This window comes from Sphingomonas sp. Leaf9 (genome assembly GCF_001421355.1).
In the GTDB taxonomy this organism is placed as follows: domain Bacteria; phylum Pseudomonadota; class Alphaproteobacteria; order Sphingomonadales; family Sphingomonadaceae; genus Sphingomonas.
The window spans coordinates 322,769-346,655 of record NZ_LMKC01000001.1 but is presented as its reverse complement, the minus strand read 5'-3'; the positions used below and the strand labels follow the sequence as shown (position 1 = coordinate 346,655).

The 23,887-nt window shown below is 66.1% G+C and carries 25 protein-coding genes; 14 read left to right on the top strand and 11 right to left on the bottom strand.

The window, feature by feature from the left end; genetic code table 11:
• Positions 1-11: 11 nt before the first annotated feature.
• From ASE58_RS01710 to ASE58_RS01665, 10 genes are all read left to right on the top strand, one after another.
• The gene (locus ASE58_RS01710; protein WP_055817365.1) at positions 12-1,526 is read left to right on the top strand and encodes a tryptophan halogenase family protein; all 1,515 of its coding nucleotides are present in this window, start codon (positions 12-14) and stop codon (positions 1,524-1,526) included.
• 141 nt (positions 1,527-1,667) lie between these two features.
• The gene (locus ASE58_RS01705; protein ID WP_082467535.1) at positions 1,668-2,915 is read left to right on the top strand and encodes an MFS transporter; all 1,248 of its coding nucleotides are present in this window, start codon (positions 1,668-1,670) and stop codon (positions 2,913-2,915) included.
• Positions 2,912-3,970 carry a sugar phosphate isomerase/epimerase family protein gene (locus ASE58_RS01700; RefSeq protein WP_055760571.1) on the top strand — a complete coding sequence of 353 codons (1,059 nt, stop codon included), beginning with the start codon at positions 2,912-2,914 and terminating at the stop codon, positions 3,968-3,970. The genes ASE58_RS01705 and ASE58_RS01700 overlap by 4 nt, the downstream gene beginning before the upstream one ends.
• Complete coding sequence (locus tag ASE58_RS01695; RefSeq protein ID WP_055817363.1) at positions 3,967-5,115, top strand: Gfo/Idh/MocA family protein; 1,149 nt, start codon at positions 3,967-3,969, stop codon at positions 5,113-5,115. The genes ASE58_RS01700 and ASE58_RS01695 overlap by 4 nt, the downstream gene beginning before the upstream one ends.
• Positions 5,112-5,495, top strand: a complete 384-nt coding sequence (locus ASE58_RS01690) for a c-type cytochrome (RefSeq protein ID WP_235513454.1) — start codon at positions 5,112-5,114, stop codon at positions 5,493-5,495. Before ASE58_RS01695 ends, ASE58_RS01690 begins: the two co-directional genes overlap by 4 nt.
• On the top strand, positions 5,492-6,406 hold the full coding sequence (locus ASE58_RS01685; RefSeq protein WP_055817361.1) for a hydroxypyruvate isomerase family protein: 915 nt from the start codon (positions 5,492-5,494) through the stop codon (positions 6,404-6,406). Before ASE58_RS01690 ends, ASE58_RS01685 begins: the two co-directional genes overlap by 4 nt.
• Before the next feature lie 15 nt (positions 6,407-6,421).
• Positions 6,422-7,249 carry a 3-keto-disaccharide hydrolase gene (locus ASE58_RS01680; protein WP_055817359.1) on the top strand — a complete coding sequence of 276 codons (828 nt, stop codon included), beginning with the start codon at positions 6,422-6,424 and terminating at the stop codon, positions 7,247-7,249.
• Positions 7,246-7,821 carry a gluconate 2-dehydrogenase subunit 3 family protein gene (locus ASE58_RS01675; protein WP_055817358.1) on the top strand — a complete coding sequence of 192 codons (576 nt, stop codon included), beginning with the start codon at positions 7,246-7,248 and terminating at the stop codon, positions 7,819-7,821. Before ASE58_RS01680 ends, ASE58_RS01675 begins: the two co-directional genes overlap by 4 nt.
• On the top strand, positions 7,821-8,651 hold the full coding sequence (locus ASE58_RS01670) for a sugar phosphate isomerase/epimerase family protein (protein ID WP_235513453.1): 831 nt from the start codon (positions 7,821-7,823) through the stop codon (positions 8,649-8,651). The genes ASE58_RS01675 and ASE58_RS01670 overlap by 1 nt, the downstream gene beginning before the upstream one ends.
• Before the next feature lie 28 nt (positions 8,652-8,679).
• Complete coding sequence (locus tag ASE58_RS01665) at positions 8,680-10,356, top strand: GMC oxidoreductase (protein WP_055760588.1); 1,677 nt, start codon at positions 8,680-8,682, stop codon at positions 10,354-10,356.
• Positions 10,357-10,680: 324 nt separating this feature from the next.
• Here ASE58_RS01665 and ASE58_RS01660 read toward each other — a convergent pair whose 3' ends face one another.
• The 9 genes from ASE58_RS01660 to ASE58_RS01620 all read right to left on the bottom strand — a co-directional run bounded on the left by ASE58_RS01660 (position 10,681) and on the right by ASE58_RS01620 (position 18,727).
• Entirely contained in the window at positions 10,681-11,154 is a 474-nt protein-coding gene (locus ASE58_RS01660) for a hypothetical protein (protein ID WP_055817355.1), read from the bottom strand.
• A gap of 42 nt (positions 11,155-11,196) precedes the next feature.
• Positions 11,197-11,982: a phosphoadenylyl-sulfate reductase gene (locus tag ASE58_RS01655; protein ID WP_055817353.1), complete on the bottom strand. Its 786-nt coding sequence runs from the start codon at positions 11,980-11,982 to the stop codon at positions 11,197-11,199.
• Positions 11,975-12,400 carry a DUF934 domain-containing protein gene (locus tag ASE58_RS01650; RefSeq protein WP_055817351.1) on the bottom strand — a complete coding sequence of 142 codons (426 nt, stop codon included), beginning with the start codon at positions 12,398-12,400 and terminating at the stop codon, positions 11,975-11,977. Before ASE58_RS01650 ends, ASE58_RS01655 begins: the two co-directional genes overlap by 8 nt.
• Positions 12,397-12,804 carry a Rid family hydrolase gene (locus ASE58_RS01645; RefSeq protein WP_055817350.1) on the bottom strand — a complete coding sequence of 136 codons (408 nt, stop codon included), beginning with the start codon at positions 12,802-12,804 and terminating at the stop codon, positions 12,397-12,399. Before ASE58_RS01645 ends, ASE58_RS01650 begins: the two co-directional genes overlap by 4 nt.
• Complete coding sequence (locus tag ASE58_RS01640) at positions 12,797-14,431, bottom strand: nitrite/sulfite reductase (RefSeq protein ID WP_055817348.1); 1,635 nt, start codon at positions 14,429-14,431, stop codon at positions 12,797-12,799. The genes ASE58_RS01645 and ASE58_RS01640 overlap by 8 nt, the downstream gene beginning before the upstream one ends.
• Positions 14,432-14,580: 149 nt before the next feature.
• Complete coding sequence (locus ASE58_RS01635; RefSeq protein ID WP_055817346.1) at positions 14,581-14,877, bottom strand: DUF2849 domain-containing protein; 297 nt, start codon at positions 14,875-14,877, stop codon at positions 14,581-14,583.
• Positions 14,874-15,662 (bottom strand): uroporphyrinogen-III C-methyltransferase, encoded by a 789-nt coding sequence (gene cobA / locus ASE58_RS01630; protein WP_055817344.1) that lies wholly within the window; start codon positions 15,660-15,662, stop codon positions 14,874-14,876. Before cobA ends, ASE58_RS01635 begins: the two co-directional genes overlap by 4 nt.
• Before the next feature lie 83 nt (positions 15,663-15,745).
• Positions 15,746-17,155, bottom strand: coding sequence for a succinylglutamate-semialdehyde dehydrogenase (astD, locus tag ASE58_RS01625; protein WP_055817342.1), 1,410 nt, complete (start codon positions 17,153-17,155; stop codon positions 15,746-15,748).
• A gap of 84 nt (positions 17,156-17,239) precedes the next feature.
• A complete protein-coding gene (locus ASE58_RS01620) occupies positions 17,240-18,727 on the bottom strand; it encodes a protein adenylyltransferase SelO family protein (protein WP_055817340.1) in 1,488 nt (495 codons plus the stop codon).
• 18 nt (positions 18,728-18,745) lie between these two features.
• Between ASE58_RS01620 and ASE58_RS01615 the strand changes: the two genes are divergently transcribed.
• Positions 18,746-19,624, top strand: coding sequence for an alpha/beta fold hydrolase (locus ASE58_RS01615; protein ID WP_055817338.1), 879 nt, complete (start codon positions 18,746-18,748; stop codon positions 19,622-19,624).
• Entirely contained in the window at positions 19,621-20,757 is a 1,137-nt protein-coding gene (locus ASE58_RS01610; RefSeq protein ID WP_055817336.1) for a glycosyltransferase, read from the top strand. Before ASE58_RS01615 ends, ASE58_RS01610 begins: the two co-directional genes overlap by 4 nt.
• A gap of 23 nt (positions 20,758-20,780) precedes the next feature.
• Here the strand turns inward: ASE58_RS01610 and ASE58_RS01605 are convergent, their stop codons facing one another.
• On the bottom strand, positions 20,781-21,254 hold the full coding sequence (locus ASE58_RS01605; RefSeq protein WP_055817334.1) for a hypothetical protein: 474 nt from the start codon (positions 21,252-21,254) through the stop codon (positions 20,781-20,783).
• 132 nt (positions 21,255-21,386) lie between these two features.
• Between ASE58_RS01605 and ASE58_RS01600 the strand changes: the two genes are divergently transcribed.
• The gene (locus ASE58_RS01600) at positions 21,387-22,790 is read left to right on the top strand and encodes an NAD(P)H-dependent flavin oxidoreductase (protein WP_055761604.1); all 1,404 of its coding nucleotides are present in this window, start codon (positions 21,387-21,389) and stop codon (positions 22,788-22,790) included.
• Between the two features lie 73 nt (positions 22,791-22,863).
• Here the strand turns inward: ASE58_RS01600 and ASE58_RS18415 are convergent, their stop codons facing one another.
• Entirely contained in the window at positions 22,864-23,058 is a 195-nt protein-coding gene (locus tag ASE58_RS18415) for a hypothetical protein (RefSeq protein ID WP_055817332.1), read from the bottom strand.
• A gap of 127 nt (positions 23,059-23,185) precedes the next feature.
• Between ASE58_RS18415 and ASE58_RS01590 the strand changes: the two genes are divergently transcribed.
• Positions 23,186-23,866: a glutamine amidotransferase-related protein gene (locus tag ASE58_RS01590; protein WP_055817330.1), complete on the top strand. Its 681-nt coding sequence runs from the start codon at positions 23,186-23,188 to the stop codon at positions 23,864-23,866.
• The last annotated feature ends 21 nt before the right edge of the window (positions 23,867-23,887 follow it).

Below are 23,887 nucleotides of genomic sequence, written 5' to 3'. Positions count from 1 at the left end.
GCGGAGGCGGCATGAAGGACGGCAATATCCGCAGCATCATCATCGTCGGCGGCGGCACCGCCGGATGGATGGCCGCTGCCGCCTTCTCCCGCATCCTCTCGGGCAGCGGCATGGCGATCCGCGTGGTCGAATCCGAAGCAATCGGGACGGTCGGCGTAGGCGAGGCGACGATCCCGCACATCCAGTATTTCAACCGCCTGCTGGGAATCGACGAGGACGAGTTCGTCCGGCGGACCTGCGCTACGTTCAAGCTCGGCATCGAGTTCGTCGACTGGGGCGCGATCGGCGAGCGCTATATCCACCCGTTCGGCAGCTATGGGCAGGAGATGGAAGGGCTGCACTTCCATCATTTCTGGTACCGGCAGGCGCAGATGGGCGGGGCGCTGCCGCTCGATCGCTACAGCATCGGCGTGGGCGCAGCGCGCGCGGGCAAGTTCCAGCGGCCCGACCATAGCCGGCCGGGATCGCCGCTCGGCGGCATCTCCTACGCGTTCCAGTTCGATGCCGCGCTCTATGCCCGGTATTTGCGCGAACGTGCCGAGGCGGCGGGCGTCGAGCGGATCGAGGGGCGGATCGTCGATGTCGTGCTGAACGGTGGCAACGGCCATGTCGATCATGTCGTGCTGGACGATGGCCGCAGCGTCGGCGGCGACCTGTTCATCGACTGCTCGGGCTTTCGCGGGCTGTTGATCGAGGGAGCGTTGCAGGCGGGGTATGACGACTGGCGCGAATGGCTGCCGTGCGACCGGGCGGTAGCGCGGCCCTGTTCACGGGTGGCCGACCCGACGCCGTATACCAGGGCGACCGCGACCAGCGTCGGGTGGCGCTGGCGCATTCCGCTGCAATCGCGCACCGGCAACGGCCATGTCTATTGTTCGGACTATGCCGATGATGAAACCGCGCTGGCGATGCTCGACGCCGGACTGGACGGCGAGGCGCTGGCCGGGCCCAATTTCCTGCGCTTTACGGCGGGCATCCGGCGCAAGGCGTGGGATCGCAACGTCGTCGCGCTGGGGCTGGCGTCGGGGTTTCTCGAACCGCTGGAATCGACGTCGATCCACCTGATCCAGTCGGGCATCGCGCGGCTGCTGACCAATTTTCCCGACCGGTCGTTCAACCAGCCCGACATCGATTATTACAACCGGCGGACGCGGGCGGAATATGAACAAATCCGCGACTTCCTGGTCCTGCATTACAAGGCGACGGCGCGCGACGACAGTCCGTTCTGGCGCCGGTGTCGCGCTATGGCGATCCCCGATTCGCTGGCCGAGCGCATCGCGATCTTCCGCGAGAATGCGCGGCTCTATCGCCACGACAAAGAATTGTTCAGCGAGACGAGCTGGCTGGCGGTGCTGCATGGGCAGAATGTCGTGCCGAAACGCCATCACCCGATCGCCGACCTGCTAAGCGATGCCGAACTGGACGATCGCATGACCCGGATCGCGGCGGCGATGGATTCGGGGGTGCGGGCGATGCCGGACCATATGGCGTTCATCGATCGCCATTGCCGCAGCCCGGATCAGTGAACGTTATCAACTTGCGGGATACGCCGCGACCCATCGAATCCCGCAAAAGCGGTGAAACCGGTTACATTAGCCTTTACAGCGCTGTCATATCTACTTAGCCTCGCGTGCAATTAGCAGATAAAACCGCGGAGGGGATGGCGCATGGCCATTGCGGAGGGTGTTGGGCGTCGCAGTCGCGCGTCGGTCGATGGCGGGATGACCGTCCGGCTGAGCGCATTGATGTTCATGCAGTTTTTCATCTGGGGCGCGTGGCAGGTCACGCTCGGCCTCGTGATGCAGACGGTCGGTATCGGCAATCTGATCGGCAATGCGTTTTCGATGGGGCCGATCGCCTCGATCGTCGGATCGCTGCTGCTCGGCATGGTCGCGACGCGCTATGTCGCACCAAAGACGCTGATGGTGATCCTGCATCTGGTCGGTGGCGTGCTGCTGTTCCTGATGCCTTCGCTCATCACGCCCGAACGTGGCAGCACGTTCGTCTGGCTGCTGCTGGGCTATATGATCCTCTACATGCCGACCGTCGGCCTTGCGAACACCATCGCGCTGAAGAGCTTTGGCGAGCGGACCGACAATTTCCCGTTCGTCCGCGCGTTCGGCACCATCGGCTGGATCGCGTCGGGCCTGATCATCGGTTGGGCCGGGCTGTCGGCCAGCCCGCAGATCTTCACCGTCGCAGCGGTGGTGTCGGTGGCGCTCGGCCTCTACAGCATCACCTTGCCGGCCGTGGAAGCCGACAAACCCCAGGGCGGCAGCGTGCTGGCGCAGGTGTTCTGCGTCGAGGCGTTCGGGCTGATGCGGCAGAAGTCGTTCCTGATCTTCATCCTGTGCGCGACGCTGATCTCGGTCCCGCTGGCGATGTATTATGCCTATGCCTCGCCCTATGTCGGCGCGGCCGGGATCGAGAATGTCGGCGGCACGCTCGCGATCGGGCAGATGTCCGAGCTGGTGTTCATGTTCTCGATGCCGTGGCTCTATCGCCGCTTCGGGGTGAAGCCGCTGCTGCTGGTCGGCATGGCCGCGTGGGCGCTGCGTTATGCCTTGTTCGCGATCGGTGACGGCGGGTCGGGGATCTGGGCGGTCTATCTGGGTGTCGCGCTGCACGGCGTGTGCTACGACTTCTTCTTCGTCGCCGGCGCCATCTACACCGGGATCATCGCCGCGCCTAAGGGTGTGAATGCGCAGGCGCAGGGCATGCTGACGCTGTTCACCTATGGCGTCGGCATGCTGCTCGGGTCGCAGATCGGCGCGCTGCTCTATGCGCAGTTGCCCGCCAACCCGACCATCGCCGACTGGCAGGGCATGTGGGTCTATCCCGCGATCGCCGCCGCCGCGATCGCGCTGCTGTTCCAACTTACCTTCCGCGACGACCGCAAGGAGACGCTGGCATGACGGGCATGAAGGGACCGGGCATCTTCCTCGCCCAGTTCATGGGCAGCGAGGCCCCGTTCGACAGTCTTGAGAACATGGCCGAATGGGCGGCCAGCCTCGGCTATGTCGGGGTGCAGATTCCGTGCGACAGCCGGTTGATCGACCTGAAGACCGCGTCGGAAAGCCAGGATTATTGCGACGAGCTGACCGGCAAGCTGGCGCAGCACGGTATCGAAGTGACCGAGCTGTCGACCCATTTGCAGGGTCAGCTGGTCGCGGTCCATCCCGCCTATGACACGCTGTTCGATGGTTTTGCGCCGCCCGAAGTCCACGGCAAGCCCGCCGAGCGGCAGGTCTGGGCGGTCGAGCAGGTCACGATGGCGGCAAAGGCCAGCGCGAAGCTGGGGCTGAAGGCACACGCGACCTTCTCCGGCGCGTTGGCCTGGCCATACGTCTACCCGTGGCCGCAGCGGCCCGCCGGGCTGGTCGAGGAAGCGTTCGCCGAACTGGCGCGGCGCTGGACCCCGATCCTCGACGTGTTCGAGGACAATGGCGTGCACTGCGCGTTCGAGGTCCATGCCGGTGAGGACCTGCACGACGGCGCAACGTGGGAGCGCTTCCTTGAGGCGGTGAAGGGCCATAATGCCGCGCGGTTGTTGTTCGACCCGTCGCATTATGTCCTGCAACAGCTCGACTATCTCGACTTCATCGACCGCTATCACGACCGCATCTCGTGCTTCCATGTGAAGGATGCGGAGTTCAACCCGACCGGACGGTCGGGCGTCTATGGCGGCTATCAGAACTGGGTCGATCGCGCCGGGCGGTTCCGGTCGCTGGGCGACGGGCAGGTTGATTTCTCGGGCGTGTTCAGCCGCATGGCGCAGTACGGCTATGACGGCTGGGCGGTGCTGGAATGGGAATGCGCGCTGAAGAACTCGGCGGATGGTGCCGCCGAAGGGGCGCCGTTCATCGAGGCGCATATGATCCGCCTGACCGATCATCCGTTCGATGATTTCGCGGCGAGCGGCGTCGATCGCGCCGCGATCCGCACGCTGATGGGATTGTCGCCGGAATGAGCAGCGGTCGACCCCTGAAGCTCGGTATGGCCGGCGGTGGCGAAGGGGCGTTCATCGGCGCGATCCATCGTCATGCGGCGGCACTGGACGGCGACTGGCAACTGGTTGCCGGCGCGTTCAGCAGCGATGCGGATCGCAATGCGCGCAGCGGGGCGGCGCTCAACCTCGACCCCGCACGCGTCTATGGCGATATCCACGCATTGATCGCGGGCGAACAGGCGCTGCCGGTCGGCGAGCGGATCGATGCGCTGGCGATCGTGACGCCCAACCATCTGCACGCGCCGATGGCGATTGCCGCACTGGAAGCCGGAATCAACGTCTTCTGCGAAAAGCCGATGGCGATGAACGGCGACGAAGCGCGCGCCATCGCCGCTGCCGCGCAAGCGGGCGGGGCGAAATTCGCGTTGGCGTTTACCTATAGCGGCTATCCGCTGGTCGAGGAGGCACGCGCCCGCGTCGCGCGCGGCGATCTGGGCAAGGTCCGGGTGGTGCAGGTCGAATATCTGCAGGGCTGGCTGAGCCTGCCGATCGATGGCGAGGGCAATAAGCAGGCCGAATGGCGCACCGATCCGGCCAAGGCGGGACTGGGCGGCTGCCTGGGCGATATCGGGACCCATGCGTTCCATCTGGCCGAACATATCGCGGGTATCCGGGTCGATACGCTGTCGGCCGATCTGACGGCGCATGTCCCCGGTCGCCGGCTGGACGACGACGTGAGCGCATTGCTGCGTTTCGAAGGCGGCGCGCGGGGCACGCTGAAGGCTAGTCAGGTCGCGGCGGGCGAGGAAAATGGCCTGAAGCTCAGGGTGTCGGGCGAATTGGGCACGCTCGAATGGGCGCAGATGGAGCCGAACACGCTCACCCTGCGCTGGCTCGACCGGCCGACTGAAGTGGTCCGCGCCGGCGGTCCGGGGCTGGGCGGGGCGACCCAGGCATTGCTGCGTACACCCTCGGGTCATCCAGAGGGGTATATCGAGGCATTTGCCAATCTGTATCAAGGCTTTGCCGCACAGATTCGCGGTAACGGCACGCGGTTCGTGCCCGGCCTGACCGACGGTGTGCGCACCATGGCCTTTATCGAGGCGATGATCGCGAACGCCGCATCCGACGCCAAATGGACCCATGTATCGGGAGAGTATCGATGAAGTTTCTGATGGGAATCGCCATCGCCGGGGCCAGCGCGACCGTCGCGCTGCTTGCCACCGCAACGCCGACGACCGCGCAGACGCCGGCCGCCGCACCGGCGGCGTTCAATGCGTGCAAGGCGTGCCACACCGTCAACAAGGGCGGGCGCAACGGCATCGGCCCGAACCTGAACGGTGTGGTCGGACGGCCGGCGGCATCGGTCGCGGGCTTCAACTATTCGCCTGCGATGAAGGCGTCGAAGCTGCGCTGGGATGCCAAGACGCTGGATGAATATCTTGCCGGCCCGACCAAGAAGGTGCCGGGCACGCGGATGCCGATCGCCACGCCCGATGCGGCAAAGCGCGCGGCGGTCATCGCCTATCTGACGTCGGCCAAATGAGCGGTGTGTCGCGCCGCACGGTGATGGCGGGCGCTGCGGCGGCAACGCTGGCCACCGGCGTCGGCGCGGCACAGCGCCCGCCGTCCAACGCCGCGCGCTTCTCGCTGAAGTTTGCCCCACACGAGGGCAGCTTTGCCAGCCGGGGCGGGCGGATCGAACAGATCGCCTTTGCCGCCGATCAGGGCTTTACCGCGTGGGAGGATAACGAGGCCGCCTTACGCAGCGTCGCCGAACAGACGGCGATGGCGAAGGCGTTGCAGCAACGCGGTATGACGATGGGGGTGTTCGTCGCCTCCATGCCGAAATGGGCGCAGTCGCGGCCGATCCTGGGCGCGACCGACGGTGCGGAGCGTGAGGCGTTCCTGGCCGATATCCGTGCATCGATTGACGTTGCGAAGCGGCTGTCGGCGACGCGGATGACGGTGGTGACCGGCTTCATGGACCCGAAGGTGCCGCTGGATATTCAGACCGCGCGGGTGATCGACGTGATGCGCCGCGCCGGAGAGATCGTCGCGCCGCACGGGATCGCAATGGTGATGGAGCCGCTCAATACCCGCACCAACCATCCCGGCGTCTACATGCAGACTGTGGCGCAGGGCTATGCCGTCGCGCGCGGTGCGAACAGTCCGGGCGTGAAGGTGCTGGCCGACCTGTATCACGAACAGATTCAGTCGGGGAATTTGATCCCGACGCTCGACGCCTGCTGGGACGAGATCGGCTATATCCAGTTCGGCGACAATCCGGGCCGGAACGAGCCGGGCACGAGCGAGATCAACTATGCGACGATCGTTCGCTGGTTGCAGGGCAAACGCTATGCCGGGGTGATCGGCATGGAACATGGCAATTCGATAAAGGGTCGCGCGGGCGAAGAGGCGCTGGTCGCCGCCTATCGCCGGATCGACCAGGCTTAAAAGGGGGAGGGACGGATGACGCTCCGCACGATGGTCGCGCTTGGCGCGACGTTGATAACGCTCTCAACATCCGGCATCGCGCAGGACAAGCCGGGGTTCAAGGACACGCCGATGCTGCCCGGCGGGCAATGGCGGGTCCATGATGCCGACCGTCCCGCACCGGTGGTCGTGACCCCGGCAAAGCAGCCGGGCGGTGCGCCGTCGGATGCGGTGGTGCTGTTCGACGGGCGCTCGCTCGACGCATGGACGCCGCAGCGTATGGCGTGGCCGATCAAGGACGGCGCGATGACCGTGCCGTCGCGCGCCAGCGCCGGTGGCGAGAATGCGCTGGTCACCAAGCGGAGCTTCGGCGACGTGCAGCTCCACCTGGAATTCCGCAGCCCCAACCCGCCGACCAAATCGTCGCAGGATCGCGGCAATAGCGGCGTGTGGTTCATGCAGCGCTACGAGGTCCAGATCCTCGATGGATACCGGAACCCGACCTATGCCGACGGCACGGTCGGTGCGGTCTATGGCTTCAAGCCGCCGTTGGTGAATGCGGCGCGCGCGCCGGGCGAGTGGCAGAGCTATGACATCGTGTTCGAACGGCCGCGCTTTGCCACCGACGGGTCGCTGGTCCGCCCCGCCTATGTCACCGCGTTCCTGAACGGGGTACTGGTCCAGAACCATCAGGCGATGCTGGGCACGACCGTGTGGCGGCAGGTCGCGAAGTACACGGCGCATGGCGATGCCGCGCCAATCCAGTTGCAGGACCATGATTCGCCGGTGTCGTTCCGCAACATCTGGGTCCGCCCCTTGCCCGAAGCCGCGATTGCGCAGGATTTGAAGGAGACGATGAAATGATCGACCGCAGGACGGCGCTGGCTGGCGTCGCGGCGATGTTCGGAACCGCGCTCTACGCCCCGCTCGCACGGGCGGCGGGGGCCAGCGGGCCGGTGACGACGCCGGTCCCGGCCATCAGCGAAGGCCCGCCGAGCGTGGCGGTATTCACCCCGGTGCAGCGCGCGGCGATGACGGCGCTTAGCGAACGGGTGCTGCCGACCACCGACACGCCGGGCGCGATCGCCGCCGGGGTGCCGCAATATATCGAAAAGCTGCTGGCCGACTGGTCCTATCCGGCCGAGCGGGTGCCGATCATCGCCGGGCTGGACGCGATCGAGGCGAAGTCGATGGCCGACTATCGCGTATCGACTGCCAAGGCGACGCCGGCGCAGCAGGATGCGCTGCTGACGCTGGCGATGAACGACCGGATACAGGGCGGCAAGACCTTCTTCGAAGCGTTCCGCCAGCTGGTCCTCGCCGGCTACTACACGTCGGAAATCGGCATGACGCAGGAGCGCGAATATCTGCCGGTGCCCGGCGAATATGACGGCGCCTTTCCCTATTCCAAGGTCAACAAGGTCTATAGCGCATGATGATCGATCGCAGGAACTTCCTGATCGGGGCGGGCGGCGTCGCCGCGCTGGCCGCCACCGGCACCGCATCCGCCGCGCAGATCGGCGCGGTCGGTATCCAGCTCTACACCGTGCGCGACCTGTTCCAGAAGGACCCGGTGGCGACGCTGACCTCGATCGCGAAGATCGGCTATCGCGAGGTCGAATATGGCGGTGGCGGCTATGACGCCATGGATCACAAGATGCTGCGGCGGACGATGGACCGGCTCGGGCTGAAATCGCCGTCGGTCCATATCGGCTATGACGCGCTGCTGGGGTCGTTCGACAAGCAGGTCGCGATGGCCAAGACGCTGGGCGCCGATACGGTGATCCTGCCGTACATGACCGACGAATATCGCAACGAAGCGGGCTGGACGCAGGCGCTGCCCAATATCAACCGCTTCGCGCGTGATCTGCGGAAAGCCGGGCTGGGTTTCGCCTATCACAACCACGACTTCGAATTTACGGTGAAGCCGGGCGGGGTCAGCCTGTACGAACGGCTGCTGAAGGAAACCGACCCCGCGCTCGTGAAGGTCGAACTCGACCTCTACTGGGTCGGCCATGCGGGCGAGGATGTCGGCGGCTGGATCGACCGGCTGGGGCCACGGCTCTATGCCTATCACGTCAAGGATGCGCGCGCCGATGGCAGCATGTGCGCGGTGGGCGCCGGCAAGACCGACTTCGCCGCGCTGTTCCGCCGCCGGGGCAGCAAGGGCGTCCGCCATTTCTATGTCGAGAACGATCAGGCACCGGCACCCTATCTGCCCGACATCACGACCAGCTACCGGACGCTGCGCGCCCTTCGCTACTGAATAAGAACAATACCCTGGGAGGGGACATATGGCTGCCACCAACAGGTTCGACGCGATCGTCATCGGATCGGGCATCAGCGGCGGGTTCGCCGCGAAAGAACTGACCGAAAAGGGCCTGCGCGTCCTGATGCTCGACCGTGGGCGCATGGTCGAGCATATCGAGGGCTATCCCTATGACGGGAAGCCGGCATATGAAGTGCCGGCGCGCAACATGATGCCCAAGCCGCTGATGGACAGCGACTATTTCATCGCCAAGAACGGCTATGTCGCACCCAGCAGCCGGCAGTTCTACAATGACGACCGGCTGAACCCCTATGCGTTCGACGAGGGCGAAAAATTCTACTGGATCCGCCCCGGCGCGGTCGGTGGCAAGTCGCTGATCTGGGGCCGGTGGTCGTTCCGTTGGAGCGCCGACGACTTCGCCGCGAACCAGCGCGAGGGGATCGATGGTGCCTGGCCGATCAGCTATGACGACGTGGCGCCATGGTACAGCTATGTCGAGAAATATATCGGCGTGTCGGGATCGCGCGAGAATCTGCCCTATCTGCCCGACAGCGAATTTCAGCCGCCGATGCCGATGAACGTCGCGGAGAAATGGCTGAAGCAGAAGCTGGAGACGCAGTTTCCGGGGCGCAAGCTGATCCACACGCGCCTGTCCAACATGACCGAGGACAAGCCCGACCAGAACCGCAGCAAGTGCCAGTTCCGCAACCAGTGCGGCAATGGCTGTTCGTTCGGTGCCTATTTCTCGACGCAGGCGGTGACGTTGCCCGCCGCGCGGGCGACCGGGCGGTTGACGCTGCAATCCGATGCGGTCGTGACGAACCTCGAATATGATGCCGCGCGAAAGAAGGTGACCGGGGTCCGCTTCATCGATGCGAAGACCGGTCAGGCGCAGGTGGTGCAGGCCGGCATGGTGTTCCTGTGCGCGTCGGCGATGGCATCGACGCAGATCCTGATGAATTCGCGGATGGCGGGCGGTGGCCGCAGCCATTTCGACAGCAGCGGGACGCTGGGCCGCTATGTCATGGATCATATCTTCCGCGTCGGCGCGTCGGGCGAGATTCCGGGCATGACCGACCTGATCGAGTTCGGCCGGCGGCCGGGCGGTGTCTATGTCCCGCGCTTCCGCAACCTGAACGGCGAGGAAGGCGTCGGCTTCCGCCGGGGCTATGGCTATCAGGGCAGCGCGCGGCGCGATCCGGCTGGCCCGGTCGGCTTCGGCAAGGACATGAAGCACGGGATGCGGCAATATGGCCCGTGGCAGTTCAACATGGGCGCGTTCGGCGAATGCCTGCCCTATGCCGACAACCGCGTATCGCTGCACGCGAACAAGGTCGACCGCTTTGGCGTGCCGCTGATGCGGTTCGACGTCACCTTCCGCGACAACGAGCTGAAGATGATGGCCGATGCCCGGGTCGAGGGCGAAAAGATGCTGAAGGCCGCCGGACTGGTGAATGTTCACAGCTATGAAGGGGCGCATATCCCCGGCGACGCGATCCACGAAATGGGCGGCGCACGCATGGGGGCGGACCCGCGCAAGTCGGTGCTGAACCAGTGGAGCCAGGCGCATGACGCGTCGAATCTATACGTCACCGATGGCGCGCAGATGGCATCGGTGTCGTGCGTCAATCCGTCGCTGACGTTCATGGCACTGACCGCGCGCGCGGCCGACCATGCGGTGCGGACAAAGGCCTGGGCGTGACGGCGTTGGGGTAACGGCGGGGCGCGCTCCACCGTTACCCCGCGCGCCCGTGGAGGCGGGGGCCTAGGATTTCGCCGGTAACCGTTTGTTCTGCATGGCTGTACCCCCGCCTGCGCGGGGGTACGGTTTGAGCGGTTTCGCAGAGGTCTGCAGTGCTAGAGCATGATGACTTTATGCTTACCCGTTTGTCCTGATTAGCCATTGAGCTTGTCGAACGGACGTATCGAAGGATCGTTGGCGGCAGATGCTTCGATACGGGTCTTCGACAAGCTCAGCCCCTACTCAGTACGAACGGGCAAGTTTCATGTCATCATGGTCTAGCGATCAGTTGGCGTCGCTCGCCACGGACGGGCTGCTATCCGGCCGCAGGCCGAGCAGGATCAGCAGCGCGCCCGCCGCACTCTCGCCATCGTCTGCCGCGACCTTTCGTACTTCGCTATCCCGCGCTTCGAAGCCGTTGTTCACGCCCAGATTGTCGAACGGCGTCAGTATGACCGCTCCATCGCGGCGCTCCAGATCGACCCGCTTCGTGTCGCGCATGAACGTCTTGAAGTTCTTGACCGCCGCCGCGTCCTGAAACGGGATGAACTGGCGCTTCCACTGATCGGGCGTGGGGTCGGTCACATTGTTGCGGGATGCCGAAAGGGCCTCAGTGATCGCCTGTGCGATGACGGCCTTCTTCACGGACTTGCCGAACCATTTCGGGTCGGTGGCGATGGTATCGCCCGCTGCGGTGCGCGACACGGCCGCGAGGATGATCCGGCCGTTGGTGAAATAGGCGACTGCCGATTGCTGCATTGCGCCGCTTTGCCCCCGAAGTCGCCCGGGGGCAAGTCGGCGTCAGGCGCCGGGCAGGTTCGCATCGACGTCGGGCAGCGGGGTGTGAATGCCGCATTCCACCTTGTCGAACCCGGCCCATCGCCCCGAACGCGGGTCTTCGCCCAGCTTCACCTGCTTGGTGCAGGGCTGGCATCCGATCGAGGGAAACCCCTGTTCGACCAGCGGGTGGCGCGGCAGGTCGTGCTGCGCGAAATAGGCATCGATATCCGCCGGGGTCCAGGTGATGAGCGGATTGACCTTCAACCGACCGACCGCATCCGACGTGTCGATTTCGAAGCGGGGGAGCGCGGTGCGCGTCGCCGACTGGAACGCCTTGCGCCCGGTAAAGCTCGCATCGAAGCCGAGCAGTCCGCGCGCCAGCGGTTCGACCTTGCGCAGATCGCAGCAGCCATCGGGGTCGTAGGACCAGCGCTCGCCCGTCGCGTCCCGTGCCGCCAGCAGGTCGGCATCGGGCGTCAGGTTGCGAAAATCGGTCAGCCCCAGCCTACGAACCAGCATGTCGCGATAGGCGAGCGTTTCGGGGAAATGCTTGCCGGTTTCGAGGAACAGGACCGGCACCGAGCGATCGACGGAGGCGATCAGGTGCAGCAGCACCGCCGATTCCGCACCGAACGACGACACGGCGGCAACGCGGCCGAGCAGCCCTTCACCAAGCGCCGTCGCCAGCATCGCCTGCGTCGGCACGCCGTCGAAGCGTGCGTTCAGTGCCTCGGCATCGGCAGCCGTGAAGCGGGGCGCGATATCGATCCGGTCGCGGAGGCGCAGGTCGGAATCGGCCTCAGCCATGGCGCAGTTTCCACACCGGAACGTGCCCGTCGGCCGCCGATTGATAGCCGTGATCGTAGCGGTCGAGCGCGCGGGTCAGTGCCGCCGGATCGACCGGCGCGGCAGGTGCGAAGCTGTCGAAGCCGCAGCGGCGCATCAGCGGAATCTGATCGACCAGCACGTCGCCTTCCGCGCGTAGTTCGCCGGTATAGCCCGCTTCCCGCAGGATGCTTGCCGAGGAATAGCCGCGCCCGTCGCGGAACTTGGGAAAGCTGACCTCGACCAGCGCCAGCCGGTCGATGTGCGGCAACAGCAGGCGGGCATCGTCACCCGCCTCGATCCGCACCGCTGTGGCGTTCGATTGGCCGAGGAACGCGTCGAGCGTCACGGCGGGTTCGTCATGCGCGGCATCGTCGCGCAGGCTTAGCGGCTCGCTCATGTGGCGGCTCCTTCATTGGGAATGCGCGCGATAACCTTGATCTCGAACCGGAAGCCGGCGAGCCAGGTGACGCCAGCGGCGGTCAGCGCAGGCAGCGGGCCTTCGCCCCAATATGCGGGGTGATGGGCGAACAGCAGCGGGAAAACGGCATCGGGATCGGTCGTGAACAGGTGCACGTCGATCACATCCGCCGGGGTGCCGCCTGCGCCGGCCAGCACATCACGCAGATTGGCAAAGGCCAAGGCGACCTCATCGGCCAGATCGGGCTCGGGCGTGCCATCGGCGCGGGCACCGACCTGTCCCGATACGAACAGCAGGTCGCCGGCACGAACCGCGGGCGAATAGCCATGCTCGGCGTAAAGCGTGTGGGGGTTGGCCGGGAAAACGGCGTTTCGCTCAGCCATAAATGGCCTCCTTGAACGGCTCCATGCCGATCCGGCGATAGGTGTCGACGAAGCGCTCGCCCTGTTCGCGTTCGGCGAGATAGCGGTCGGTCACCCGCTCGATCGCGTCGACCACGCCGTCTTCGGAAAAGCCGGGGCCGGTGATCTTGCCCAGCGACACGTCCTGCGCACCCGATCCGCCGAGCAGCAGCTGGAAATTCTCGGTGCCCTTCCGGTCGACGCCCAGGATACCGATGTGCCCGGCATGATGGTGGCCGCAGGCGTTGATGCAGCCGCTGATCTTGAGCTTGAGTTCGCCCAGGTCCCGCTGCCGCACCGGATCGGCGAAGCGGGTGGCGATCTTCTGCGCCAGTGGAATCGAGCGGGCATTGGCGAGGCTGCAATAATCGAGGCCGGGGCAGGCGATGATGTCAGTGATGAGGTCGAGATTCGCCTCGGCCAGCCCGATCGCGACCAGCCGGTCATACACCGCGCGCAGATCGGCCGAGCGGACATGCGGCAGAACGATGTTCTGGGCATGGGTCACGCGCAGTTCGGCGAAGCTGTACGCTTCGGCGAGGTCGGCCATCGCATCGATCTGATCGGCGGACGCATCGCCGGGGATGCCGCCGGCGGGCTTCAGGCTGATCGTGACGATCGTGTAGCCGGCGCGCTTATGGGCATGGGTGTTCTGGTCGAGCCATGCCGCGAACCCTGCCTCGCTGCGGTCGACGGGGGCGTCGTTTGCCGTATCGGCAAAGGCGGGGTCGGCGAAGAAGGCGGCGATGCGGTCGAATTCAGCCTGGGGCGGATCGATACCCAGCGTCTTGATATGCGCGAACTCTTCGGCGACCTCGGCGCGATATTTGTCGACGCCGATTTCGTGGATGAGAATTTTGATCCGCGCCTTGTACATGTTGTCGCGCCGGCCGTAGCGATTGTAGACCCGAAGGCACGCTTCGAGATAGCTCATCAGGTCACCGAGTGGCACGAAGTCGTTGACCAGCGGCGCGATCATCGGGGTGCGGCCCATGCCGCCGCCGACATAGACCTGCGCGCCCGCCACGCCGTTTTGTTCGACGATGCGCAGGCCGATATCGTGGAGGCGCATCGCGGCGCGGTCCTCTTCGGCGGCGATAACGGCGATCTTGAACTTGCGCGGCAGGTAGCTGAATTCGGGGTGGAACGTGCTCCACTGGCGCAGCAGTTCGGCCCATGGGCGCGGATCGGTCAGCTCGTCGGCAGCGGCGCCGGCGAACTGGTCGGAGCTGATGTTGCGGATGCAGTTACCGCTGGTCTGGATGGCATGCATCTCGACCTTAGCCAGTTTTTCGAGGATGTCGGGCGTGTCGGCCAGCTTGATCCAGTTGAACTGCAGGTTCTGGCGCGTGGTGAAATGGCCGTAATCGCGATCATAGGTGCGCGCGATATCGCCCAGCACGCGCATCTGCGTCGACGACAGCGTGCCATAGGGGATGGCGACGCGCAGCATGTAGGCGTGCAGCTGGAGATACAGGCCGTTCATCAGCCGCAGCGGCTTGAACTGATCCTCGGTCAGATGGCCCGACAGGCGGCGTTCAACCTGATCGCGGAACTCGGCCACGCGGGCATCGACGATCGACTGGTCGTAGGTGTCGTACTGGTACATCGTTTCTTCCTAAATCCTCCCCGCCACGCGGGGAGGGGGACCGGCCGAAGGCTGGTGGAGGGGGAGTGCCGCGCAACGCAACCGCGGTGGAGCCGGACAGCCCCCTCCACCATGCTTCGCATGGTCCCCCTCCCCGTGCCGGGGAGGACCTAAATGACCCACGCCCCTGCATCGGGGTCGGCGGGCTTTAGCGTCAGGTCGGCGCGAACCGTCGGACCCAGGGCGCGGATGCGGTCCTTGATATGCGCCGGGCGGGGGCCGTCGGAGGTCGCCACCGCGTCGATCACATAGGGGACGTTCACCCGCCGCGCGGCTTCCTCGACCAGCGCGATGCGGTCGCCGTCCGCGCCGACGTCGGCCGCGTCCTCGACATGGCGCGACCAGTCGCTGCCGGTCCACCAGGTCACGTCGCCGCTGGCGAGGTCGTTTCCGGTCAGCAATTTCACGCCAGTACCTCCGCCGCCTTGGCCCATGCGCCCAATTTGTCCTCGGCATCGGCCAGCTGGACCACCTCGCCGACGACGATCACGGCCGGGCTCTTCACATCCTCGCGCGCGACCATCGGGCCGAGGTCGGCGAGCAGGGTACGCAGCGCGCGGGCGTCGGCATAGGTGCCGCGCTCCAGCACCGCGACCGGCATGTCGGGGGCGACGCCATCGGCCATCAGCTTGTCGGCGATCGCCTCCGCGGTCGCGACGCCCATGTAGATCACCAGCGTGCGGCCCTGCCCGGCGAGGCCCGACCAGTCCTGTTCGGAGAGGCCCTTGCATTGCCCTGCGACGAAGCTGACCGCCGACGACCAGTCGCGGTGGGTCAGCGGCAGCATTGCGCCAGCGGCACAGCCGAGTGCGGCGGAGACGCCCGGGATGACCTCGACCGGCAGTCCGGCGGCGCGTACCGCCTCGACCTCTTCGCCGCCGCGTCCGAAGATGAACGGATCGCCGCCCTTCAGCCGGACGACGATTGCGCCGGTCTTGACGTGCGCGACGATCAGCGCGTTGATCGATTCCTGCGGCAGCGTGTGGCGCGCGCGCTGCTTGGCGACCGAGATGCGCTGGGCACCGGCGGGGGCGAGGTCGAGCACGCGGCGGTCGATCAGCCCGTCATGGACGACCACATCGGCGGTCTTGAGCGCCTCCACCGCGCGCACGGTCAGCAGGCCCGGATCACCCGGACCAGCACCGACAAGGATGACGCGCCCACGCGCGGTCGGATCGAGTAGCGTAGCCATGGCACGCTAGATGCGACCGCGCCGGTGTTCAGGCAACCGACGCTTGCTTGGGCGCGGGGTAGGGATTGTTTAGGGCAGGGGCGCTATTCGTTGCGCAGCCCGATGCCGATCGATGCGCGCGCCTGTTCCGCTTCGGCCGACACCACCGGATAGGCGCAGTAATCGGCGGCATAATAGGCCGACGGGCGGTGATTGCCTGACAGGCCGATCCCGCCGAACGGCGCGCCCGACGATGCGCCGTTGGTCGGGCGGTTCCAGTTGACGATGCCGGCGCGGATATTGGCCCAGAACCGGTCGTAGAGCTGCGGGTCCTGCGACACGAGTGAGGCGGACAAGCCGTAGCGGGTATTGTTCGCCTCTGCGATGGCGTCGTCGAAACTGTCGACGCGGGACACCTGCAGCAACGGCCCGAACAGTTCGACGTCAGCGCGTTCGGTCGCATCGGTCATGTCGATGATGCCGGGCGTCAGGAACGGCCGTCCCTCCACCAGCCGCTGCATGAACCGCAGCGGCCGTCCGCCATGCGCCGACAGCGACAGGAAACTTTCGGTCAGTTGGTCGGCGGCTTCGTTGTCGATCACCGGCCCCATGAAGGGCGCCGGGTCGGCATGCGGTTCGCCGATGATGAGCCGTTCGCACAGCCGGTTGATCTCGGCCAGCAGCGGTTCGGCCAGGCGCCGCTCGACGATCAGGCGGCGCGCGGCGGTGCAGCGCTGTCCAGCCGAGGTGAAGGCGGACTGCACGACCAGCACGGCGGCGGCATAGACGTCGGGTGTGGACCACACGACGATCGGGTTGTTGCCGCCCATTTCGAGCGCGAGGATCTTGTCGGGGGTATCGGCGAACTGCCGGTTGAGCGCGATGCCGGTGCGCGCCGATCCGGTGAACAGCAATCCGTCGATATCGGGATGCGCGGCAAGGGCACGCCCCTCCTGCGCGCCGCCGATCAGCAGGCGGACGCAATCCTCGGGCACGCCGCTCGCGCGGTAGCAGTCGACGAGGAAGGCACCGCTGGCCGGGGTCTTTTCCGAAGGCTTGAACACCACGGCATTGCCGGCGATCAGCGCAGGGATGATGTGGCCGTTGGGCAGGTGCGCCGGGAAGTTATAGGGCCCGAGCACCGCCAGCACGCCGTGCGGCTTGTGACGGAGCGCGGTGCGGGCGTTGAGCGGCGATTCCAGCCGGCGCTGGCTGGTGCGTTCGGCATAGGCGGTGACCGAAATGTCGACCTTGTTGACGACCGTTTCGACCTCGGTGCGCGCTTCCCATAGCGGCTTGCCGGTTTCGCGGGCGATGATGTCGGCAAAGGCTTCCGACCGGCTGCGCACGACATTGGCGAAGCGCCGCATCGCTTCGACGCGGTAGGCGAGCGGCCGCGACGCCCAGCCGGCCCATCCCGCGCGGGCGGCGGCGACCTCGGTATCCACATCGCCGATCGGGCCGCGCCACAGCGTCGCGCCGGTGGCGGGTTCGGTCGAGACAAGTTCGGGCATGCTGATGGTCGTCCGGTTCCTGCTTTGCCGCTTCCTTGAACCAGAATGCGGCACGATGCCAGTTTGCCGGCAAGAGGGTTGATATCAGGTAAGCGCCGCGCCCATCCGGCGGATCGCCGCTACCTTTGTATCGAACAGCGACCAGTCGTCGCGATCGGCGATCGCCGCCCAAATCGCCTCCACCTCGTCGATCAGCATCGAACAGGGGGTGGCGTTGGACCAATAGGGGTGGCTGCGGTCGGAACGCGGGCGATAGTCGGACAGGCGGGCGCGGACCTCCTCGAACGCCGCCCATTCCTCTCCCTCGGGCAGCCAGCCGCCAAAGGCGTGGTGATAGAAGGCATCGATCGGCATTTTCGAGCGTGCCAGCGCCGTCGTCACCGCATCGGCGAGGGCACGGTCGTCGGCATCGGTACGGGGCGTTACGCCCAGCCGCCACAGCACCGCTTCGGCCGCCGCCTTCGCATAGCGTTCGGGGAAGGTTTCGAGGATCGCGATCAGCGGCGGGGCATCGACGACGGTGCGCAGCGCGACCGCAAGCTGCATGGCGTTCCAGTGCATCGCGTCGGGCTGCCGGCCATAGGCATAGAGGCCGTGATGGTCGAAATAGGCTGCGGTGAACCCGGCGTCCCAAGTCGGCGCGAACCGCCACGGACCATAGTCGAAGCTCTCGCCGGTCAGGTTGATATTGTCAGTGTTCAGCACGCCGTGAACGAACCCGGCGGCCATGAACCGCGCGGCCAGCGTCGCGATGCGCCCGACCGCTTCGTCGAACAAGGCGATCGCAGGGTCGCTGCCGGGGGCGTGGTGGTAGAGGCGCGTCAGGACATAGTCGACCAGCCGCCGCATCGCGTCCGCGTCGCGTTCATAGGCCAGTCGCTGGAACGTGCCGATGCGGACATGGCTGTGGTTCAGCCGGACCAGCACCGCCGACCGGGTGGGCGAGGGTTCGTCGCCGCGCGTCAACGCCTCACCCGTTTCGATCAGCGAGAAGCTGCGCGAGGTGGGCACGTTCAGCGCCTCCAGCATCTCGGTCGCCAGCACCTCGCGCACGCCGCCTTTCAGCGTCAGGCGGCCGTCGCCGAAGCGGCTGTAGGGCGTCTGGCCCGACCCTTTGGTGCCGAGGTCGAGCAGCCGGTCGCGATTGTCGGTGACCTGCGCATAGAGAAATCCGCGCCCGTCGCCGATATCGGGGTTGTACGACTGGAACTGATGCCCGTGATAGCGCAGCGCGAGGGGTTCGGGGAGGCTGCCGGGGAGGGGGGTGAAGCGGCCGAAATGGTCGATCCATTCGGCGTCGGAGAGGGAGATGCTTCGTTCCGTATCCCCGCGCAGGCGGGGATCCAGAGCCACAGACGCGGCCGCCGGTCCTACCCGGCGCTGGACCCCCGCTTGCGCTGGGATATGGTCGGCCGCCGCGACGATCCCGATCTCCGCCGCCGCCCGATCGTTGCGGAAGCGCAGGATGTGTTCCGGAAACGCCGCCGCCGGCACGGCATCGTAGAACGCGTCTCCCAAATCGAGAATATCGGTGCGGGGACGGTAGCGAGCGGGTTGCGGGTTTTCGGCCATGCGGCGATATGGGGTGCGATGGCGCTTTTGGACAAGCAACGCTTCACCGATGGCTATTGGTGGTCGAACGACGGCCTCCGACTGCATTATCGCGACTATGGCGGCCCGACGGATCGTCCGGCGATCCTGTGCCTGCATGGCCTCACTCGCAATGCGCGCGACTGGGAGGATGTCGCCGACCGGCTGGCCGGGCAGTGGCGGCTGATCGTGCCCGAGATGCGCGGGCGCGGCGAGAGCGGCTATGCCCGCGATCCGATGACCTATGTCCCGCTGGTCTATCTGCAGGATGTTGAGGCGCTGCTGAACCAGCTGGAACTGCCGCGCGTCGTCGCGTTCGGGACGTCGCTGGGCGGTATCCTGACCATGCTGCTGGCGGCGACCGATCGCGATCGGATCGCGGCCGCCCTGCTGAACGATGTCGGGCCGGAACTGGACCCGGCGGGGCTGGGGCGGATTCGCGGCTATGTCGGTAAACAGGTCAGCCACCCGACCTGGATGCACGCCGCCCGCGCGCTGGCCGAGGGAAATGGCGATGCCTATCCGGCCTATGAGGTGCAGGACTGGCTGCATATGGCCAAGCGGCTACACCGGCTGAATTCGGCCGGGCGGATCATGCTCGATTACGACATGAAGATCGCCGAGCCGTTCCGCGTGCCGGGCAACGAGGCAGGCCCCGACATGTGGCGTGCCTATGACGCGCTAGCCGGCAAGCCGGTCGCGATCCTGCGCGGCGGCCTGTCCGACATCCTCCCCGCGCGGGTGGCCGAGGCGATGGTCGAGCGGATCGACGGCGCGGAGCTGACCACGGTCGCCGATGTCGGCCACGCGCCGATCCTGACCGAACCGGCGTCGGTGGCGGCGATCGACCGGCTGCTGGCGCGGGTGGCGGCGGCGTGAGCGCACCGGTTCGCATCCTCCACCTCCATTCGTCGTTCGCGTATGGGGGCAAGGAAGCGCGCGCGATCCGGCTGATGCACGCCTGGGGCGACCGCGCGGTGCACACCATCGTGTCGGGCGTGCCGGAACGAACCGAGGCACGCTCGGCGATTGCCGACTATATCGCTCACGAAATCGCGCAGAACCCGCCGCCGTTGACCGGCAAGCCGTCGGTCGCGCGGTATGAGGCGATCGCGAAGTACATGCGCCGCTTCGACCTGGTGCTGACCTATAACTGGGGTGCGATCGACGGGGTGATGGCGAAGCGCGTCTTCGCCAAGGGCATGCCGCCGGTCGTCCATCACGAGGACGGCTTTAACGAGGACGAGGCGACCCGGCTGAACCCGGTGCGCAACCTGTATCGTCGCTTTGCCCTAGGCGCGGCGGAGGCGCTGGTGGTGCCATCGCAGCGGTTGATGCAGGTCGCGCGTGGGGCATGGAAGCAGCCCGAACACCGTCTGCACCTGATCGGCAACGGCATTCCGGTTGATCGCTATGCCGAACCGGTCGCGGCGGATGCGATCCCCGGCCTCAAGCGCAAGCCGGGCGAGGTGGTGATCGGTACCGTCGCGGGCTTGCGCGAGGTGAAGGACCTGCCGCTACTGGTCCGGGCCGTTGGCGGGATCGCGGTGAAGGTGCGGCTGGTCATCGTCGGCGAGGGGCCGGAGCGGCAGGCGATCCTCGATGCGGCCGAGGCGATGGGGATCGACGACCGCGTGGTGCTGCCCGGCTTTCTGCCCGAGCCCTATCGCTACATGGGGCTGTTCGACATCTTCGCACTGTCGTCGCGCAGCGAGCAGCAGCCGATTTCGGTGATGGAGGCGATGGCGACCGGCCTGCCGGTGGTGGCCCCACCGGTCGGCGATATCATGGCGATGGTGGCCGAAGAGAACCACCCGTATATGGGGATCGACCGGCACGAGGTGCACCTGCGCGACCGGCTCCAGACGCTGGCAGTCGACGTGGCTGCCCGGCAGCGGGTGGGCGAGGCGAACCTTGCCAAGGCGCGTGCCGAGTTCGACGAGGCGAAGATGATCGCGGCGTACAAGGCGTTGTACGAGCGGGCGCTGGGGCGGCCGGGGGCGTTGGGGTAACATAGCCAGCTGGCCCGTAGGTATCAGGCGGGACGGCCCCGTCCAGACGGGCCATTGCACTCCACATACAGGAACTGCTTGGTCCGCGGGTCATAGCCGATGTTCACATACTCACAGCCCCCATCGTCAGCGCCGGGAAATTCGGCGTCGGAGACATGCCAGCGTCGGCTGTTCGCTTCGCCCAGTCGAACGCGCTGAGCAGCGTCCGAGGCTTCGGCTTCCTGGGTTTCTGCTTCCGTCAAAGGGCGCCAGCCCCAATCCTCCGTCAGGAACCCCATCTCGCCTTCGTTCGAGGGCGGGTAGATCACGACGTAGACGCCTTCGACGCCCCTGCTGGTAAAGGCATAATGACGGGCGTAGCGGTGGAGCGGGAGCGCCTCGCTTGGTAGCGAAACCTTCCGTTCTATTTCCTCCATCAACACCTGCTCGCGGCGTGGCGGAGCGGCGCAACTCGCCGGGATAAGGGTCAGGGCAAGGAGCAAAAGTCTGGTCCGCATCGCGCACGGTAACGTGCTACCCAAAGGTGCGCACGCAATTTGCTCGCGTTCGGGCGCGGGTGGGATTAATGACGGCCGGATGCGGTGGCGCGGTGCGCCGGTTCCGCTGCGAAGTTCCCGTTGGAGGTCATGTTGTTCAAAGGTCTGTCGCCCATCGTCTATAACGGCCGCGAAGTCTGGCCGCTGATCGAAGGGGGCAAGGGCGTTGCCGCTACCAACCACGCATCGGCCGGCGCCTGGGCGGCGGCGGGCGGGATCGGCACCGTGTCGGCGGTCAATGCCGACAGCTATGATGCCGAGGGCAAGATCATTCCGCAGGTGTACAAGGCGCTGACCCGTCGCGAACGCCATGAGGAACTGATCGAATATGCGATCGAGGGCGCGGTGCAGCAGGTACGGCGCGCGTGGGAGATCGCCGGCGGCAACGGCGCGATCAACATCAACGTCCTGTGGGAAATGGGCGGGGCGCAGCGCATCCTGCACGGCGTGCTGGAGCGGACGCGGGGACTCGTGTCGGGCGTCACCTGCGGCGCGGGGATGCCGTACAAGCTGTCGGAGATCACCGCGTCCTACGGCGTCAGCTATCTGCCGATCGTGTCGTCTGGCCGTGCGTTTCGCGCGCTGTGGAAGCGGGCTTATTCAAAGGCGTCGGAATGGCTGGCGGCGGTCGTCTATGAAGACCCGTGGCTGGCCGGTGGGCATAACGGCCTGTCCAATGCCGAAAATCCGCTGGAGCCGCAGGACCCCTATCCCCGCGTCCGCGACCTGCGTGCGACGATGCGCGAGGGCGGCATTTCCGACGATGTGCCGATCGTGATGGCCGGTGGCGTGTGGTACCTGCGCGACTGGAACGACTGGATCGACAATCCGGAGCTGGGCAAGATCGCGTTCCAGTTCGGCACCCGTCCGCTGCTGACGCAGGAAAGCCCGATCCCTGAGGAGTGGAAGGCGAAGCTGATGGAGATCGAGGAGGGCGAGGTGCTGCTGCACCGGTTCAGCCCGACCGGTTTCTATTCGTCGGCAGTGCGCAATCCGTTCCTGCGCAACCTGGAAGCGCGGTCGGAGCGGCAGATCGCCTTTTCGACGCAGGAAGCGGGCGACCATGTGTTCCAGCTGGACGTGGGCGTTAAGGGCAAGAATTTCTGGGTGACGCAGGGCGACCTGCTGCGCGCGCGCGAATGGTTCGGCGCGGGCTTCACCGATGCACTGAAGACCCCGGACAACACGCTGGTATTCGTGACGCCCGAGGAAAAGGGCATCATCCGCAAGGATCAGGCGGATTGCATGGGCTGCCTGTCGCAGTGCAGCTTTTCGAGCTGGGCCGATAGCGAGACGAACTCGACTGGGCGGCTGGCCGATCCGCGCAGCTTCTGCATTCAGAAGACGTTGCAGGACATCGCCCATGGTGGCCCGACCGACCAGAACCTGATGTTCGCCGGCCACGCTGCCTACAACTTCAAGCGCGATCCGTTCTATTCCAACGGTTTCGTGCCGAGCGTGAAGCAGCTGGTCGATCGCATCCTGACCGGGGATTGATCGACGACCTGCACCGTCAGGACACGAAGGTAACAGGCCGGGGCTGCGGATGCGCTGCCCCGGCCTTTTTGCATCAGTCGTCGGCGACGGTGCCGACCACCGCGCCACCGACGCCGCCGACCGCCGCGCCCTTTTCGACACTACCGCCGGTGGCCGCCGCGATGCCGGCACCGCCCGCCGCGCCGATCGCGCCACCGCGCAGCGTCGAGCAGGCGGCAAGCGAGCTGCCGGCGGCGAGGGCGAGGACGATGGTTGCGAGCTTTTTCATAAGTTTACTCCGGTTTACGCTACGGCAGGCAAATGGTTTTGGCGCAGCCGGGGTTCCAAAGCATCGCCACGGCAATACAAAGAAACATTGCAGGTGCCATTCAGCTTGCGCAGGATAGACTGTGCCCATGAAGTCCGCGCTGATCGTCCGCCACGTCCCGTATGAAGGCTGCGCCGGGTACCGCGTGCCCGTCGAGGCGGCGGGATATGCCATCGACCGGATCGACGTGACCGATCCGGCGTTCGCCACCGCCGACCTGACCCATCCCGACCTGCTGATCGTGATGGGCGGGCCGATGGGGGTCTATGATGTCGCCGACAACCCGTGGATACCGGGCGAGATCGCCGCGCTGTCGCGGCGGCTGGAGGCGGATCGGCCGACGCTGGGCATCTGTCTGGGTGCGCAGATGGTCGCGGCGGCGCTGGGGTCGCCGGTGTACAAGGGTACCGGTTGCGAGATCGGGTTCGGCGCCGTCGACCTGACGCCGGGTATCGAATCGCCTCTGGCGCATGTCGCGGGCGTGCCGGTGCTGCACTGGCATGGCGACACGTTCGATTTGCCCGAAGGGGCCGAGCTGCTGGCGACGACCGCGCGCTACCGGCAAGGGTTCCGGCGGGGTGCCAACCTGCTGGCGCTGCAATTCCATGCCGAAATGGGCGAGGATGCGCGGTTCGAGGCGTGGCTGGATTATCTTGATTGCCCGAAGCATCGGGACACGCTGACCGAAGAATATCGCTCGCTGGGCCCGGCGGCGGTGCGCGCCGGACAGGCGATGATCGGTGAATGGCTACGTGGCTTGGAAGGCTGAGCTTTTCGGCCAAAGTTCACT

Excerpts from the sequence above, each read along its gene's own strand:
- ASE58_RS01640 (WP_055817348.1), bottom strand. The coding sequence starts at position 14,431 with ATGTACCAGTACGACACCTACGACCAGTCGATCGTCGATGCCCGCGTG.
- ASE58_RS18415 (WP_055817332.1), bottom strand. The coding sequence starts at position 23,058 with ATGAAAAAGCTCGCAACCATCGTCCTCGCCCTCGCCGCCGGCAGCTCG.
- ASE58_RS01700 (WP_055760571.1), top strand. The coding sequence starts at position 2,912 with ATGACGGGCATGAAGGGACCGGGCATCTTCCTCGCCCAGTTCATGGGC.
- astD (WP_055817342.1), bottom strand. The coding sequence starts at position 17,155 with ATGCCCGAACTTGTCTCGACCGAACCCGCCACCGGCGCGACGCTGTGG.
- ASE58_RS01670 (WP_235513453.1), top strand. The coding sequence starts at position 7,821 with ATGATCGATCGCAGGAACTTCCTGATCGGGGCGGGCGGCGTCGCCGCG.
- ASE58_RS01690 (WP_235513454.1), top strand. The coding sequence starts at position 5,112 with ATGAAGTTTCTGATGGGAATCGCCATCGCCGGGGCCAGCGCGACCGTC.
- ASE58_RS01655 (WP_055817353.1), bottom strand. The coding sequence starts at position 11,982 with ATGGCTGAGGCCGATTCCGACCTGCGCCTCCGCGACCGGATCGATATC.
- cobA (WP_055817344.1), bottom strand. The coding sequence starts at position 15,662 with ATGGCTACGCTACTCGATCCGACCGCGCGTGGGCGCGTCATCCTTGTC.
- ASE58_RS01685 (WP_055817361.1), top strand. The coding sequence starts at position 5,492 with ATGAGCGGTGTGTCGCGCCGCACGGTGATGGCGGGCGCTGCGGCGGCA.
- ASE58_RS01650 (WP_055817351.1), bottom strand. The coding sequence starts at position 12,400 with ATGAGCGAGCCGCTAAGCCTGCGCGACGATGCCGCGCATGACGAACCC.
- ASE58_RS01590 (WP_055817330.1), top strand. The coding sequence starts at position 23,186 with ATGAAGTCCGCGCTGATCGTCCGCCACGTCCCGTATGAAGGCTGCGCC.
- ASE58_RS01665 (WP_055760588.1), top strand. The coding sequence starts at position 8,680 with ATGGCTGCCACCAACAGGTTCGACGCGATCGTCATCGGATCGGGCATC.
- ASE58_RS01675 (WP_055817358.1), top strand. The coding sequence starts at position 7,246 with ATGATCGACCGCAGGACGGCGCTGGCTGGCGTCGCGGCGATGTTCGGA.
- ASE58_RS01705 (WP_082467535.1), top strand. The coding sequence starts at position 1,668 with ATGGCCATTGCGGAGGGTGTTGGGCGTCGCAGTCGCGCGTCGGTCGAT.
- ASE58_RS01615 (WP_055817338.1), top strand. The coding sequence starts at position 18,746 with ATGGCGCTTTTGGACAAGCAACGCTTCACCGATGGCTATTGGTGGTCG.
- ASE58_RS01710 (WP_055817365.1), top strand. The coding sequence starts at position 12 with ATGAAGGACGGCAATATCCGCAGCATCATCATCGTCGGCGGCGGCACC.
- ASE58_RS01645 (WP_055817350.1), bottom strand. The coding sequence starts at position 12,804 with ATGGCTGAGCGAAACGCCGTTTTCCCGGCCAACCCCCACACGCTTTAC.
- ASE58_RS01680 (WP_055817359.1), top strand. The coding sequence starts at position 6,422 with ATGACGCTCCGCACGATGGTCGCGCTTGGCGCGACGTTGATAACGCTC.
- ASE58_RS01605 (WP_055817334.1), bottom strand. The coding sequence starts at position 21,254 with ATGCGGACCAGACTTTTGCTCCTTGCCCTGACCCTTATCCCGGCGAGT.
- ASE58_RS01660 (WP_055817355.1), bottom strand. The coding sequence starts at position 11,154 with ATGCAGCAATCGGCAGTCGCCTATTTCACCAACGGCCGGATCATCCTC.
- ASE58_RS01620 (WP_055817340.1), bottom strand. The coding sequence starts at position 18,727 with ATGGCCGAAAACCCGCAACCCGCTCGCTACCGTCCCCGCACCGATATT.
- ASE58_RS01695 (WP_055817363.1), top strand. The coding sequence starts at position 3,967 with ATGAGCAGCGGTCGACCCCTGAAGCTCGGTATGGCCGGCGGTGGCGAA.